We start from the raw sequence: 13,397 nt of genomic DNA on the forward strand, positions 1-13,397 counted from the left end.
CGCTCGAGTCTTTCGCATGGACCTTCTCAACTCCGTGGATGGATGTGGACTTGGCGCCGCCATCGTGGGCAGGACAAACGACCGTGAGGCTTTGCGCCGATGAACGTCGGGGGCGGAGCGCCCGACGATCAGGTGAAGAGGTCGAGCAGGGCGGACGAGGTGAGCACCAGGCCGAACGTGGTGATCCCGAGCGCCGCCAGGAGCGGGCCCACGAGCGACAGTCGTGTGGTCCACCGCGCGCCGCCGGCCCAGCGCAGGACGAACGTACGACCGCCCAGCGCGAGCATCCCGACGGCGAAGAGCACGACCGCCATCCCGAGGCCGAAGCAGGCGACCAGCACCAGCGCCAGGCCGCTGCGGCCGGAGAAGATCCCGGTGACGAGCAGCAGGAAGGCCGCCGGTGAGGGCACCAGGCCGCCCGAGACCGCCAGGAGGGCGAGCCCGGGGCGGTCCACCGCGTGGCCGTGTCCGTGCCCGTGGCCGTGCCCGTGGCCGTGACCGTGGCCGTGACCGTGGCCGTGGCCGTGGCCGTGACGCCGGCGCCGGCGCCGGTCCCACCCACGCAGCATCCAGACGCCCAGCACCACGACCACCAGGCCGGCCACCACGTCGAGGCCGCCGGTGAGCGCGTCCAGGGTCAGCCAGTCAGAGAGCGAGAAGAACGTCCAGGCGACGGCGATGGCCAGCGCCGACAGCGTGTGCATCACGGCGACGCTGCCACCGAGGTAGGCAGCGTCGCGGACCTTGCCCTGCGTCCCCACCAGGTAGGCCGCGGCCAGGGTCTTGCCGTGGCCGGGTTGCACTGCGTGGGCGGCGCCCGCGCCGAAGGCGACGGCCAACGCCACCGCCGGGAAGCCCGGGGTCGCCACGAAACCGGTGAGCCGGTCGGCCAGTCCGGCCGGGTCGACGAGGGCGACGACCGCGTCGGCGCCCCTCACGCTCGACCTGCTCGCGCACGGCGTCGGAGCACCCACCAGCCACCGGCCAGCGTGGTGCCGGCCGTAGCCACGGCACCCAGGGTGAGTGCGCTGCGCGCCAGGGTCGGGCCGCCTACCTCGGCGTCGAAGGTGTGCGCCGAGGAGTCGGCGGAGAAGACGTGGGTCGCTCCCCCGGGCCCGGTGGCGAGCGTCGTGTAGGCGGGGTGCAGGTCGACGAGCGGTGCGGCCGTGACCTCGACCGACCCCACCACGTCGGGGCAGGCGTACGTGAGCGTGGCACCGGAGGCCAGGTCGACCGGGGTGACGAGCCGTCCCTCGCACGGCTGACCGTCCTGCGCGACCCGGACCGTGGAGAGCAGGTAGTCGGCCAGGGCCGGGCTCTCGGCCAGGCGCTGGGCGTCGCGCGAGTCGACGGTCTCCGGCGTCATCGCACCGTCCCGGTAGACCATCCGGCGCGGCCCCTCGACGGCACCGAGGCGCATGGCCAGCGACGTGTAGTCGTCGGCAGCGGCCTGCCAGACGAGCGTGACCTGGCTGCCCTGCAGCGAGAGGTCGAGGGTCTGGGGCTCCCCGAACGGGTGGGCGACGGCCGGGCCAGAGGAGCAGGCGACAGCGCCCGCGGCCAGGACCAGGGCAGCGTACGCGCGACGGGACGAGAAGTTCATGGGTCCTCACGGGGTGGGGGCAGGTGCGCCGTCATCGTGGAGGTCGTGGATGGCGCGCAACCGACCCGTCCGTGTCCACCAGACCTGCCCCCGGTGAACGGAGCGTGGCAGAACCGCCGTTCACTTCTCCCTCGTCAACCGCCCCGCGCTCCCCTACGGTGAAGGGATGAGTCGTGACCACTGGAAGCGGCGCAACGACATGCTCGACCCGCACCGCGACTTCGTCGAGATCTACCGCAACGTCGTGATGCACGAGTTTCCGTGGGACATGGAGCAGGCCCTCAGCTTCGCCCTCTTCCGCACCTACGCCGTGCCCGGCATCGGCCGCCTCCTGGCCGAGACCGGCGCCTTCACCGAGCAGGTGCAGAAGCGCTACGACGACACCGTGCTCCTCCTCGAGCCGCCCACGCGCTTCGGCTTCGACCACCCCCAGGCACGCGCGGCGATCCGCCGGATCAACCAGATGCACCGCTCCTACGACATCCCCCAGCACGAGTACCTCTACGTCCTCAGCACCTTCGTCGTCGTGCCGAAGCGGTGGCTCGACGCCTACGGGAAGCGTCCGCTCTCGCCCCACGAGGTGGTCGCTTCGGTCGAGCACTACCGCGAGCTCGCGCGGCACATGGGCATCCGGGACGTCCCGACGACGTACGCCGGCTTCGAGGCGCTGATGGACGGCTACGAGGCCGAGCACTTCGCGTACGACGCCGGCGGTCGCGCCGTCGCCGACTCGACGCTGGCGCTGATGGCGACCTTCCAGCCACGGCCCGTGCAGGCGTGGATGGACACGTTCGCCCGCTGCTTCATGGAGCCGGAGCTGCTGGCCGCCTTCCGCTACGACGCCCCACCCCGGGCGGTGGTGGCGGCGGCCCGCGCCGGGCTGCGGCTGCGAGCGCGCGCGCTGCGGGCCTTCCCGGCCCGTCGGCGACCGGTCACCGCCCAGGACCGGCCCACGATCCGCAGCTACCCCGACGGCTACCGGGTCGAGGAGCTCGGCACCCTGCCGGTGCCGGGGCGGGCAGGGTGCCCGGTGCGCCACACGGCCTGAACGGCCCGGTGCGGTCGGTGTGGCCGGATAGTGTCCCCAGCACGATCCCCACAGCACGATCCCTGCGACGAGGTGGCAGCCAGATGGACAAGATCAGCGAGGCCTGGGTCAAGCGGACCCTGGCGGACCGGTGGGCCGAGCACGCCAACCAGGTGGGCAGGTTCAACCTCGCTCTCTTCGGCAAGACCGGCGTCGGCAAGAGCACGCTGGTCAACGCCGTCTTCGGGCAGCAGGTCGCCGAGACCGGGGTGGGGCGCCCCGTCACCCAGGGCCACCACCTCTACCTCTACGCAGGCGACACCCTCGGCCTCTACGACACCCAGGGCCTCGAGCTCGGCCGCGACGACGAGACCCTCTTCCGTGAGGTCCGCGAGCTCGTCACCTCGTTGCGCCGCAAGCCGGTCACCGAGCAGGTCCACGTGGCCTGGTACTGCGTACGCGCCCGCGACGGCCGCTTCGAGGACTCCGAGGCACGCTTCGTCGAGCTGCTCAACGACCTCGGGGTGCCCGTGGTGCTGGTGCTCACCCAGGTGCCGAGCCGGGACGGCCGCTACTCCTCGCGCGCCGAGGAGCTCGCGGCCGACATCCGCACGCGCGGGCTGCGTCTGGTGGGCGACCGGGTCTTCTTCACGATGGCGATGGACGACGACTTCGACGGGCCGGCGCACGGCCTCCAGGAGGTGTTGGACGCGACCTTTCGCGTCACTCCCGAATCAGCCCGGGAGGCCCTCGCGAGTGCCCAGACGATCGACTTCGCGCTCAAGCGGAAGCAGGCGCGCACCTACGTGGCTGCCGCGACGAGCTCCGCGGCAGTGACGGCGGCGAGCCCGATCCCCTTCTCCGACGCCGCCCTGCTGGTGCCGCTCCAGCTCGGCATGCTGGCGAAGATCGCCCACGTCTACGGCGTCTCGGTGGAGAAGTCGACGGCCCTGGCGCTCGCCTCCACGGCGGCCGCCACCACCGCCGGGCGCAGTGCGGTCGGCAACCTGCTCAAGTTCATCCCCGGGGCCAACGTCGCCGGCGGCGTGCTCAACGCCTCCGTCGCCTCGGCGCTCACCCTGGCGATGGGCGAGGCGTGGATCCAGGTCTGCGACCTCATCGCCCGGGGCGCCGTGCGACCCGAGCTGGTGCGGGACACCGCAGCTCTGCGCGAGCTCTTCATGAAGGCCTTCAAGGAGCAGGCGACCAAGGCGGTGCGCCGCAGCGCCTGACGCCCGATGGCACGTGGCACCCGTTGCCCTGTGGGCAATCCCACACCGCCGCAGAAATGACGACGGCGGGTCTCGTCCCTCACTGTGGAAGGCAGGCAGTCCTCTGCTGAAGTCCTCGCCGACATGGGCGGGGCCACCCGGACCGCGCCGAGGCTCGACACGTCGCCGGGGTGACTCGAAACGCAAGAATCGAGTGGTGTCGAGCACGGCTGACCCAGCAGCACTGCCGCCCTCCGGGGGGCTCGGGGTGAAGGCGAGCGATCGCCCGGGCACGGCAAGCCCGAATCCGACAGGTCATCAGTCGCAGGCGCGTGCCGGAGACCCCCCACCATGCGACAGGTCATGTCGTTGTTCAGTGGTGCGCTCGTCAGCACCCTCCTCGTGGCGACGCTCGCCACGGCCCCCGCCCAGGCGGCCCCCTCCTCCCCCACGCCGGCCCCGTCGCCGGCGAGCAGCACCACCCAGTCGGTCAGCACCACCACGACCAGCGCGAAGCAGGTCGCCGACACGAGGACCAGCGCCACCAAGGCCAAGAAGAAGGCCAAGAAGCGCAAGCTCCCCGTGTGGCGTCGCGCGCTCCTCAAGGCCCGCAGCCGCACCGGGATGGCCTACCGCTACGGCGGCAGCGGCCCGAGGGCCTTCGACTGCTCCGGCCTCACCAGCTGGGCCTACGGCAAGGTCGGCAAGAAGCTCCCCCGCACCTCCAGCGCCCAGGCCGGCGCCGTGAAGCGGGTCAAGAAGCCCAAGCGCGGCGACCTCGTCTTCTTCCACAACGGCGGCCGCGTCTACCACGTGGGCCTGTACGCCGGGAAGAACCGCGTCTTCCACGCCTCGCGCCCCGGCAAGCCCGTGGGCCAGGAGAAGATCTGGACCAGGAGCGTCTTCTTCGGGCGCGTCTGACCCGACGCCTCCGACACGCACGAAGGGCACCCGCCATGGGGCGGGTGCCCTTCGTCGTCCGTGCAGGTGGGCCGGGTCAGCGGCGCATCACGCGACGCGCGGCCAGGTTGCCGAGCCCCTGCCCGACCTGGACGATGGCCACGATGATGACGACGGCCGTCCAGGTGACCCACGGGTCGAACTGGCGGTAGCCGTACTGCTGGGCGAAGGCGCCCAGCCCGCCGCCGCCGATCGCGCCGGCGATGGCGGTCATGTCGACGATCGCGACGAACGCGAACGAGTACCCCAGGATCAGCGGTCCGAGGCCCTCGGGGACGACGACGGTGAAGAGGATCCGCCAGCGCGAGGCACCCATCGAGCGGGCGGCCTCGATGACGCCGGGCGGCACGGTGACGAGGTTCTGCTCGACGAGGCGGCTGATGCCGAACATCGCCGCGAGCACCAGCGCGAAGATCATCGCCCGGTTGCCGATCCCGATCCCGACCACCAGCCGCGCCAGCGGCTGCATCGCGGCAATGAAGATGACGAACGGGATCGGGCGGAAGAAGTTGACGAAGAGGTTCAGCACGCCGCTGACGAGACGGTTCGCGAAGAGCCCCCCGGGGCGCGTGGCGTAGAGCAGCACGCCCAGCAGCAGCCCCAGCACCCCGCCGAGGGTCAGGGTGATGCCCACCATCATCAGCGTCTCGAGGACCGAGGTCCACAGCAGGTCGGTGAGCTCCGGCAGTCGGGTGTCGATGTTCACGCCAGCACCTCCACCCCGGGCAGTCCGGTCACGGCGCCCACGGCCGCGTCGGCACCGTCCCCCTCGAGGGCGAGGGTGACGTGCCCGAACGACGAGCCACGCACCTGGTTGACGCCGCCGTGCACGATCCGCAGCGCCACGTCGTGGCCGGCCAGGGTCGCGAAGACCCGCTCCTGGGTTCCTTCTCGGTCGACGTCCACCGAGAGCAGCCGCCCGGGCACCCGTTCGCGCAGCGCGCTGAGCGCCTCACCGCTGGGGACCTCGTCGACGAGCGTACGCACGAAACGCCGCGTCACGTCGGCCTGCGGGTGGGCAAGGACGTCGCGGACGTCGCCCTGCTCGACGACCTGCCCGGCCGACATCACCGAGATCCGGTGGGCGAGGCTGCGCACGACGTCCATCTCGTGGGTGATCACGATGATCGTCACCCCGAACTCCTCGTTGACGCGGCGCAGGAGCGCCAGGACCTCACGGGTGGTGTCGGGGTCGAGCGCGCTGGTGCACTCGTCGGCGAGCAGGATCGCCGGGTTGGTGGCCAGGGCGCGGGCGATGCCGACGCGCTGCTTCTGGCCCCCGGAGAGCTGGTCGGGGTGGGCGTGGGCCTTGTCGGCCAGGCCGACGAAGTGGAGGAGCTCGGAGATGCGCACCCGGCGCTCCTCGGCCGGCATCCCGGCGAGCTTGAGGGGGAACTCGAGGTTGCCCCACACGGTGCGCGAGCTGAAGAGGTTGAACTGCTGGAAGACCATGCCGATGCCGCGCTGCACGCGCCGCAGCTCGGTCTCGCCGAGGCCGACGACCTCGGTGCCGTCGACGACGACGCTGCCGGAGGTCACCTGCTCCAGGCCGTTGACCAGCCGGACCAGCGTCGACTTGCCGGCACCGGAGTAGCCGACGATGGCGTGGATCTCCCCCGCCTCGACGCTGAGGTCGACGCCCCGCACCGCGGCGACGGGCTCAGCGCCCTTCTTCGTGGGGGCGTACGTCTTGTGGACGTCGCGCAGCTCGACCAGAGCCATCCGTTCCTCCTGGTTGAACGCCGAGACGGGCGCCGACGTGCACGGTCGGCGCCCGTCCCCACGCTACGGGTCAGTCCTTCTCGGGTCCGCCGGCAGCCCGGGTCGCGTCCTCGGTCTCGGCGAGCGAGTCGGCGAGGTCGGCGGCCGGGATCTTGACCAACGAGGCCGTGTCACCGGAGACCTCCATGACACCGTCCTGGACGGCCTTGGTGTCCTGGTAGATCTCGATCAGCTTGAGGTAGGTCTCGTTGTCCTTGTCCTCCGCACGGGCGGCGAAGATGTTGACGTAGGGCAGCGCGCTCGGGTCGGTCGGGTCGTCCTGCGCGATCGCGTCGGAGAACTTCAGTCCCGCCTTGGCGACGAAGTCGTTGTTGACGAACGCAGCGGCCACGTCGGGCAGCGAGGTCGGGGTCAGGTCGGCCTTGAGGGCCTTGACCTTCACCTTGGAGGCGCCGGTGTCGACGTCAGCGACGGTCGAGTAGATCGAGCCGCCGTCCTCGAGCTCGATGAGGCCCTGGCTCTGCAGGATGAGCAGCGCCCGCGCCTGGTTGGACTCGTCGTCGGGCACGACGACGGTGTCGCCGTCCTTGATCTCCTCCACCGAGTCGACCTTGCTGGAGTAGAGACCCATCGGGTAGATCGCGGTCGAACCGAGGGCGACCAGGTCGTCCTTGTTCTTCACGTTGTAGTCGGCCAGGTAGATGATGTGCTGGAACTGGTTGAGGTCGAGCTCGCCCTCGCTGAGCGCCGGGTTGGGCTGCGCGTAGTCGGCGAAGTCGATGATGTCGACGGTGATTCCCTCGTCAGCCGCAGCGTCCTTGAAGGTCTCCCAGTAGGGGTCGCTGGCGCCGACGACGCCGATCTTCACGACCGGGCCGGAACTGGCACCGCCCTCGTCGTCGCCACGGGTCAGTGCGAAGACGATGGCGCCGACGACCAGCGCCAGCACCACGACCACGGCGGCGATGACGGGACCGCGGCTCTTCGGAGCCTCGATCAGCGTTCCGGCGGAGCCGGAGACGGAGTCAGACATGGGGGGTCCTCTCTGCAAGGGGCAACCCGGCGGGAGCGTCGGGCTGCGGTGGGCATGGTGGTGCCCGGCAGTCCAACCGCCAGGTCGTTCAACTCATTCCTCGGCGGACGGTCCGCCAGGATTTGTCTACTGATCCTATGGACAATCGGCAGGCTAAAGCCCTTCCTGAGACAGTCCGTGGCCGTGGGACTCGTCACAGCCGCCGGGACGCCCTACATTGGCTCCGCACTCCACCTCGGGGCCGACGGAGGGACCAGCCATGAAGGTGCACCACCTCAACTGCGGCAGCATGAGCACGCCGTTCGGTCCGTTCGTCTGCCACGTCCTGCTGCTGGAGACCGAGCGCTCGGGCCTGGTCCTCGTCGACTCGGGGTTCGGGACCGCCGACATCGCCGACCCGCGCCGACGCCTCGGGCCGACCCGTCACCTGCTCCGCCCTGCGCTCGACCCCGCCGAGACGGCGTTGCGGCAGGTCGAGGCACTCGGGCACTCCGCGGCCGACGTGCAGCACGTCGTGGTGACGCACCTGGACTACGACCACATCGGCGGGCTCAGCGACTTCCCGCACGCCCAGGTGCACCTCACCGCGGCAGAGGCGCAGGGCGGCCTGCGTACGCCCTCCCTGCGCGACGCGCGACGCTTCCGGCCCCAGCAGTGGTCGCACGGCCCCCGCTTCGTGGAGCACGCCGACTTCGCCGACACCTGGCTCGGCTTCGGCGCGGCCAAGCAGCTCGACCAGGTCGCCGACGGGCTCGTCCTGGTTCCGCTCCCTGGCCACACCCGCGGCCACACCTGCGTGGCCGTCGACACCGGTGGTCGCTGGCTGCTGCACGTCGGCGACGCCGCCGAGCACCGCGGCTGGTTCGAGGACGTCCCGGTGCCGCGCGGCGTACGCCTGGCCGAGTGGATGCTGGCCACCGACCGCAGCGTCCTGGGCGACAACCGCCGGCGCCTGCGTGAGCTGGCCCGCCACCACGCCGCCGACGTCGACATCGTCACCGCCCACGACCCGGTCCAGCTCGAGCGGTTCCGACCCGCGCCCTGAGGATGAGACCGCTGGCGCCTGCGCTCCATAGAATCCCTGCCCGTGGACGCCGTACCCGTGGCCGTGGACCCCGTGCTCAACATCTCCGCCTACCTCTTCACCCCGATCAGCGATCGCGAGCAGCTGAGGACGACGCTGCTCGCCCGGGCTGACGCCGCCGGCCTCAGGGGCACGGTCCTGCTGGCGCCCGAGGGCATCAACATGTTCCTGGCCGGGGGCGCCGACGAGCTGCGCGGCTTCCTCGACGCCCTGCGCGAGGACGCCCGGTTCGCCGCGCTGGAGGCGAAGGAGTCGTGGTCGGCGACCCAGCCCTTCCGCAAGATGCTCGTCAAGCTGAAGAACGAGATCATCCGGATGGACCACCCGACCATCCGCCCCGCCGCCGGTCGGGCGCCCGCCGTGCCACCCCTGACGTTGAAGCGCTGGCTCGACCAGGGCCACGACGATGAGGGCCGCGAGGTCGTCCTGCTCGACACCCGCAACGCGTTCGAGGTCTCCTACGGCACCTTCTCGAAGGCGCTGGACTGGAAGATCGACAAGTTCACCGAGTTCCCCGACGCCGTGCGCCGCAACCGGGCGGCTCTGGAGGGCAGGACCGTCGTCTCGTTCTGCACCGGCGGCATTCGCTGCGAGAAGGCCGCCCTCTTCATGCAGGACGAGGGCCTCGACGGCGTCCTCCAGCTCGAGGGCGGCATCCTCAAGTACTTCGAGGAGGTCGGCGGCGACCACTACGACGGCGACTGCTTCGTCTTCGACGACCGCGAGGCACTGACGCCGACCCTCGACGTGTGGGAGCAGCAGACCCGGCGCGAGCCGCGGCGCAGCGCCCTCGCCGGCTGACCGACGCCACGACGCGTGGCACGCTGGATCCATGGCACGTGACGACCCGCGCTACACCGTCAGCGGCGTCGCCGAGGCGCAGAGTGCGCGCCTGAGGCGACGCAAGCGCTGGTACTTCGCGCTCATGGGGACCTGCGTGCTGCTGATCGTCCTGGCGTGGAACGTCGTACGCCTGTGGTCGACGACCGCGGCCGTCGCCATGTCCGTGGTGGCCGCGGTCATCCCGCCGGTGGCCGTGATCATCGCCAACTGGGGCGAGGACCACTGACCCCGTCGGGGCTGGCCCACGGCGCTCAGCCGCGCTTGCGCAGCAGGCCGCCGACCATCCCCAGCACGCCACCGATGACCACGGCGCGCACCCAGAACGCCCACGTGACCTCGACGTGCGGCAGGGACGTGTCCCCGCCGGTGAGCAGCAGGGCCCCCACCAGCGTGGAGACGTAGACGAGGCCGCCGGCCAGGCCGCGTACGAAGCCCCGGAGGCCGCCGACGTGCTCACTGCCGCCCAGGACACCGGCCAGCAGCGTCACGACCAGCATGAACCAGTAGCCGGGCGTGAAGACCCCGGCGAAGAGACCGGAGAGCACGCCGAGCACCACGGGCGCAGTGACGAGGCCGAAGACCCGCTGGCCGCGGGACTGGCGGGCGAAGTCGCGGGGACGCGCGTCGAGGTCGATCGGCGGCAGTGCCTGGGCGTCGGTGGGCGTGGTCATGGCTGGTCTCCTCGGGGTCGGGTGCTGCGGGCTGACTCGATGTGGTGCAGGACGTCGTCGGCGACCCCGAGGGCCAACGACGCGGGAAGGTGGTGGCCCATGCCGGGCACCTCGACGTGGCGTGCGCCGGGGATCGCCTCCGCCGTCGCACGACCGCCGCTGGGATGCACGATCAGGTCACGGTCGCCGTGCACGACGAGGGTCGGCGCGACGATCCGGGCGAGCTCGCGGGAGCGGTTGCCGCTGGCGGCAATGGCCTGGACCTGGCGCAGCACTCCCCCGGGCGACGGCCTCTCCAGCCGGGCCCAGGCCAGTCGCGCGTGGGCGACTTCCTCGTCGACGTCGACGGGGTGGGCGGTGCCCGAGAGGTGCCGGGTGACGGCCAGGTGCTGGCGCACCCACTCCTCCTCGGTGCGGGCCGGCGGCCTCATCATGTGCCGCTTGGTGGAGAGCGCGGTCGCGCCGACCCTGCGGGCGCCGGTGGTGGAGTAGATCGAGGTGAGGCTCGCCACCCGGTCGGGCTCGCGGGCCGCGACGATCTGGGCGATCATTCCGCCCATCGAGCGCCCCACCAGGTGCACCTGCCCCAGGCCGAGGTGGTCGAGCAGCGCCACGGTGTCGTCGGCCATGTCGTGCAGCGAGTAGGCCCCGGGCAGGGGTCTGGCCGCGGCCAGGCGCCACAGCGGCGGCGCGGGCGACGGCACCCGCGACGAGCGACCGATGTCGCGGTTGTCGAGGCGGACGACCCGGTGACCGCGTTCGAGCAACCGCCCCACGAAGGCCGGCGTCCAGGCCGTCATGTCCTCGGACATCCCCGCGACCAGCACCACTGGGTCACCGTCAGCAGGTCCGTCGACGCGGTGGCAGATCGTCATGCCGGTCGGCAGCTCGACGAGCTGCTCCGCCTCGTGGTCCCACGTCGAGTCGTGCCAGGTCGGCGCGCTCATCCGGTGACCTCCTGGTGCGACGGCGCGGAGGGGACGGGCGTACGAGCGGAGAAGAAGCGCAGGTGCTCGTCGACGACGGGCCCCTTGGTGAGCAGCCGCCGGTCGGCGTAGAAGTCCATCGGCACCGTCCACGGACGTACGTCGCCCTGGCGCGGCAGCGACGCCGCCGCGCGCTTCACGTAGCCGGCGTCGAAGTCGAGGGCGGAGCGGGCGGCCACCGCCGGGTCGGGCTCCACCACGACGGCCTCGTGCCCGGTGCGCTCCATGTGCTCGAGGAGCCGGACGAACCAGTCGCAGACGAGTCCCAGGCGCAGGGTCCACGACTGGTTGGTGTAGCCCATCGCGAAGATGAAGTTGGGCAGCCCGGTGAGCATGCAGCTGCGGTAGGTCATCGCTTCGCGCAGGTCGACCGGCTCGCCGTCGACGGCCAGCTCGATGCCACCCATGAGCTGCACCTCCAGGCCGGTGGCGGTGATGATCACGTCGGCCGGCAGCTCGGCGCCGGACGCCAGCCGGATCCCCGACGGCGTGACGCGATCGATCCGGTCGGTCACCACGTCGGCGCGTCCCGAGGCGACGGCGGCGAAGAAGATCCCGTCCGGGTCGGCGCAGAGCCGCTGGTCCCACGGGCCGTAGGGCGGCTTGAAGTGGGTGTCGACGGGATAGCCCGCCGGCAGCGAGGCCACGTTGGCCTGGCGGATCACCTTGCGCAGGATGCCCGGCCTCTTGCGGCTGAGGTTCCAGATCCACTGACCGCGCGCGATGTTCTTGGCCCGGACGATCCCGTGTGCGCGCTCCGGCCCGAGGAGCTTCTTGAGGGCGAGCGCGACACGGTCACGGCGCGGCAGGGGCATGACGTACGTCGGGGTGCGCTGCAGCATCGTGACGTGCGCGGCAGCGTTCTCCCCCGACGTCAGTGCCGGCACCAGGGTCACCGCGGTGGCGCCGCTACCGATCACCACCACCCGCCGTCCGGCCAGGTCGAGGTCGCCGGGCCAGTGCTGCGGGTGCACCACCGCGCCCCGAACTCCGCCAGGCCGGCCAGCTCCGGCGCGTACCCACGGTCGTAGCGGTAGTAGCCCGCAGCACAGAAGAGCCACCGCGCACGCCACGTGCTCACCTCGCCGCCCGCCTCACCCGGACCGACCAGCGGGCCGTGGCGGAGTCGAAGTCAGCGGCAAGCACCCGGTGGCCGAGGTGCAGGTGGCGGGCAAGGTCGTTCTCCTCGACGACCTCGTGGAGGTAGTCGAGGATCTTGTCGCCGTCGGCGATGGAGTCGTCGTCGGTCCACGGCTTGAACGCGTAGCCGAAGGTGTGGAGGTCGGAGTCGGAGCGGATGCCGGGGTAGCGGAAGAGGTCCCACGTGCCGCCGATCGCGTCGCGCGCCTCCAGCACCGCGAAGGTCGTGCCGGGTCGGTCCACGAGCAGGTGCCGGGCCGCGCCGATCCCGGAGAGGCCGGCGCCGACCACCAGCACGTCGACCTCATGGCGCGCAGAGGTGGACGGGGCCGGGACCTGGGGGTCGGACGGGACCATCGGGCGTGCTCCTGACGTGGGAGATCGGGTGACGGGTGCACGCACGCGGCGTGACGTGTCCCACTCTGGCAAACACGTCCATCCCGTCCACAGGGCAATCGACACACCAAAGCACGCCCCACAGGTGCAGACTGCACACATGACGACCTCGACCCGTCGGGCGCCGTGGCCCCCGACCTCGGACCGCATGCGCGAGCTCTTCCGTCAGGGCGCACTGCTCTTGGCCCACCCGACGCCGGCCCTGCTGGAGCGCGTCAACCACGACGTCCTGGCCAGCCTCGGCCCCGGGTTCAGGCTCGAGGACCCGACGCTCGACGCCGCCTTCCAACGGGTCAACGAGACGGTCGTACGTCGCTGGGTCGAGGCCAACGCCCACCGTCCCGGTGAGCGGGTGGAGCCCTACCTCGGCGCGGAGGCCTTCGACCTGGCCCGCGACCTGGTCCGCCACGGCCTGGACGCCGGAGCGCTCGACTCCTACCGGATCGGCCAGAACCACTCCTGGCAGTGGTGGATGGCGGTCGCCTTCACCCTCACCGACGACGTCGAGGAGCTGCGGGAGTTCCTGGCGCTCTCCTCGCACTCGGTCTCCACCTACCTCGACGACACCATCGAGGCGGTCGCGATGCGCGTCGCCGCCGAGCGCGACCAGCTCGTCCGTGGCACCCACGCCGAGCGGCTGGCCACCGTCAACCTGCTGCTCGAGGGGGCCCCACCCCCCGTGCCGTCGCCGAGCAGCGGCTCGGTCATGCGCTGACCGGGC

The 13,397-nt window shown here is 71.5% G+C and carries 17 protein-coding genes; 7 read left to right on the forward strand and 10 right to left on the reverse strand.

The features are described from left to right. Positions 1-128: 128 nt before the first annotated feature. A complete protein-coding gene (locus E2C04_RS10850) occupies positions 129-938 on the reverse strand; it encodes a HoxN/HupN/NixA family nickel/cobalt transporter (protein ID WP_135832593.1) in 810 nt (269 codons plus the stop codon). Further along, entirely contained in the window at positions 935-1,603 is a 669-nt protein-coding gene (locus E2C04_RS10855; RefSeq protein WP_135832594.1) for a hypothetical protein, read from the reverse strand. The genes E2C04_RS10850 and E2C04_RS10855 overlap by 4 nt, the downstream gene beginning before the upstream one ends. A 166-nt stretch (positions 1,604-1,769) precedes the next feature. Here E2C04_RS10855 and E2C04_RS10860 point away from each other — a divergent pair, with 166 nt between their 5' ends. The 3 genes from E2C04_RS10860 to E2C04_RS18255 all read left to right on the forward strand — a co-directional run bounded on the left by E2C04_RS10860 (position 1,770) and on the right by E2C04_RS18255 (position 4,762). Further along, entirely contained in the window at positions 1,770-2,651 is an 882-nt protein-coding gene (locus E2C04_RS10860; RefSeq protein ID WP_135832595.1) for an oxygenase MpaB family protein, read from the forward strand. Between the two features lie 83 nt (positions 2,652-2,734). Next, positions 2,735-3,862: a GTPase family protein gene (locus E2C04_RS10865; protein WP_135832596.1), complete on the forward strand. Its 1,128-nt coding sequence runs from the start codon at positions 2,735-2,737 to the stop codon at positions 3,860-3,862. A 342-nt stretch (positions 3,863-4,204) separates the two neighbouring features. Beyond that, positions 4,205-4,762: a C40 family peptidase gene (locus E2C04_RS18255; RefSeq protein WP_229721703.1), complete on the forward strand. Its 558-nt coding sequence runs from the start codon at positions 4,205-4,207 to the stop codon at positions 4,760-4,762. A 76-nt stretch (positions 4,763-4,838) separates the two neighbouring features. Here the strand turns inward: E2C04_RS18255 and E2C04_RS10875 are convergent, their stop codons facing one another. The 3 genes from E2C04_RS10875 to E2C04_RS10885 all read right to left on the reverse strand — a co-directional run bounded on the left by E2C04_RS10875 (position 4,839) and on the right by E2C04_RS10885 (position 7,556). After that, positions 4,839-5,441, reverse strand: a complete 603-nt coding sequence (locus E2C04_RS10875; RefSeq protein WP_135833776.1) for a methionine ABC transporter permease — start codon at positions 5,439-5,441, stop codon at positions 4,839-4,841. A 62-nt stretch (positions 5,442-5,503) separates the two neighbouring features. Then, on the reverse strand, positions 5,504-6,523 hold the full coding sequence (locus E2C04_RS10880; RefSeq protein WP_135832597.1) for a methionine ABC transporter ATP-binding protein: 1,020 nt from the start codon (positions 6,521-6,523) through the stop codon (positions 5,504-5,506). A 70-nt stretch (positions 6,524-6,593) separates the two neighbouring features. Next, positions 6,594-7,556 (reverse strand): MetQ/NlpA family ABC transporter substrate-binding protein, encoded by a 963-nt coding sequence (locus E2C04_RS10885; protein WP_135832598.1) that lies wholly within the window; start codon positions 7,554-7,556, stop codon positions 6,594-6,596. 259 nt (positions 7,557-7,815) lie between these two features. Here E2C04_RS10885 and E2C04_RS10890 point away from each other — a divergent pair, with 259 nt between their 5' ends. Genes E2C04_RS10890 through E2C04_RS10900 form a run of 3 tightly spaced genes read left to right on the forward strand, consistent with a single transcriptional unit; the run spans position 7,816 to position 9,709 of the window. After that, complete coding sequence (locus tag E2C04_RS10890; protein WP_135832599.1) at positions 7,816-8,601, forward strand: MBL fold metallo-hydrolase; 786 nt, start codon at positions 7,816-7,818, stop codon at positions 8,599-8,601. 42 nt (positions 8,602-8,643) lie between these two features. Beyond that, positions 8,644-9,441, forward strand: a complete 798-nt coding sequence (locus E2C04_RS10895) for a sulfurtransferase (protein ID WP_202977765.1) — start codon at positions 8,644-8,646, stop codon at positions 9,439-9,441. Positions 9,442-9,472: 31 nt separating this feature from the next. Then, positions 9,473-9,709 carry a DUF3099 domain-containing protein gene (locus tag E2C04_RS10900; RefSeq protein ID WP_135832600.1) on the forward strand — a complete coding sequence of 79 codons (237 nt, stop codon included), beginning with the start codon at positions 9,473-9,475 and terminating at the stop codon, positions 9,707-9,709. A 25-nt stretch (positions 9,710-9,734) separates the two neighbouring features. On the opposite strand, the gene E2C04_RS10905 is transcribed toward E2C04_RS10900, so the two are convergent. From E2C04_RS10905 to E2C04_RS18755, 5 genes are read right to left on the reverse strand one after another with little or no spacing between them, the layout of a single operon-like run. Then, positions 9,735-10,154, reverse strand: coding sequence for a hypothetical protein (locus E2C04_RS10905; RefSeq protein ID WP_135832601.1), 420 nt, complete (start codon positions 10,152-10,154; stop codon positions 9,735-9,737). After that, entirely contained in the window at positions 10,151-11,101 is a 951-nt protein-coding gene (locus E2C04_RS10910) for an alpha/beta fold hydrolase (protein WP_135832602.1), read from the reverse strand. Before E2C04_RS10910 ends, E2C04_RS10905 begins: the two co-directional genes overlap by 4 nt. Then, complete coding sequence (locus tag E2C04_RS10915; protein WP_202977766.1) at positions 11,098-12,114, reverse strand: flavin-containing monooxygenase; 1,017 nt, start codon at positions 12,112-12,114, stop codon at positions 11,098-11,100. The genes E2C04_RS10910 and E2C04_RS10915 overlap by 4 nt, the downstream gene beginning before the upstream one ends. Next, positions 12,057-12,221 carry a hypothetical protein gene (locus tag E2C04_RS18750; RefSeq protein ID WP_202977767.1) on the reverse strand — a complete coding sequence of 55 codons (165 nt, stop codon included), beginning with the start codon at positions 12,219-12,221 and terminating at the stop codon, positions 12,057-12,059. The genes E2C04_RS10915 and E2C04_RS18750 overlap by 58 nt, the downstream gene beginning before the upstream one ends. Then, positions 12,218-12,637, reverse strand: coding sequence for an NAD(P)-binding protein (locus E2C04_RS18755; protein ID WP_202977768.1), 420 nt, complete (start codon positions 12,635-12,637; stop codon positions 12,218-12,220). Before E2C04_RS18755 ends, E2C04_RS18750 begins: the two co-directional genes overlap by 4 nt. Positions 12,638-12,776: 139 nt before the next feature. Between E2C04_RS18755 and E2C04_RS19885 the strand changes: the two genes are divergently transcribed. Next, a complete protein-coding gene (locus tag E2C04_RS19885; RefSeq protein WP_238694249.1) occupies positions 12,777-13,391 on the forward strand; it encodes an RsbRD N-terminal domain-containing protein in 615 nt (204 codons plus the stop codon). Positions 13,392-13,397: the final 6 nt, after the last annotated feature.

Source organism: Nocardioides daphniae (assembly GCF_004777465.1).
Taxonomy (GTDB): Bacteria; Actinomycetota; Actinomycetes; order Propionibacteriales; family Nocardioidaceae; genus Nocardioides; species Nocardioides daphniae.

Coding starts and splice junctions, on each gene's coding strand:
- E2C04_RS10885 (WP_135832598.1), bottom strand. CDS start 7,556: ATGTCTGACTCCGTCTCCGGCTCCGCCGGAACGCTGATCGAGGCTCCG.
- E2C04_RS10910 (WP_135832602.1), bottom strand. CDS start 11,101: ATGAGCGCGCCGACCTGGCACGACTCGACGTGGGACCACGAGGCGGAG.
- E2C04_RS10860 (WP_135832595.1), top strand. CDS start 1,770: ATGAGTCGTGACCACTGGAAGCGGCGCAACGACATGCTCGACCCGCAC.
- E2C04_RS10890 (WP_135832599.1), top strand. CDS start 7,816: ATGAAGGTGCACCACCTCAACTGCGGCAGCATGAGCACGCCGTTCGGT.
- E2C04_RS10855 (WP_135832594.1), bottom strand. CDS start 1,603: ATGAACTTCTCGTCCCGTCGCGCGTACGCTGCCCTGGTCCTGGCCGCG.
- E2C04_RS10880 (WP_135832597.1), bottom strand. CDS start 6,523: ATGGCTCTGGTCGAGCTGCGCGACGTCCACAAGACGTACGCCCCCACG.
- E2C04_RS10905 (WP_135832601.1), bottom strand. CDS start 10,154: ATGACCACGCCCACCGACGCCCAGGCACTGCCGCCGATCGACCTCGAC.
- E2C04_RS18755 (WP_202977768.1), bottom strand. CDS start 12,637: ATGGTCCCGTCCGACCCCCAGGTCCCGGCCCCGTCCACCTCTGCGCGC.
- E2C04_RS18255 (WP_229721703.1), top strand. CDS start 4,205: ATGTCGTTGTTCAGTGGTGCGCTCGTCAGCACCCTCCTCGTGGCGACG.
- E2C04_RS10865 (WP_135832596.1), top strand. CDS start 2,735: ATGGACAAGATCAGCGAGGCCTGGGTCAAGCGGACCCTGGCGGACCGG.
- E2C04_RS10875 (WP_135833776.1), bottom strand. CDS start 5,441: ATGATGGTGGGCATCACCCTGACCCTCGGCGGGGTGCTGGGGCTGCTG.
- E2C04_RS10900 (WP_135832600.1), top strand. CDS start 9,473: ATGGCACGTGACGACCCGCGCTACACCGTCAGCGGCGTCGCCGAGGCG.
- E2C04_RS19885 (WP_238694249.1), top strand. CDS start 12,777: ATGACGACCTCGACCCGTCGGGCGCCGTGGCCCCCGACCTCGGACCGC.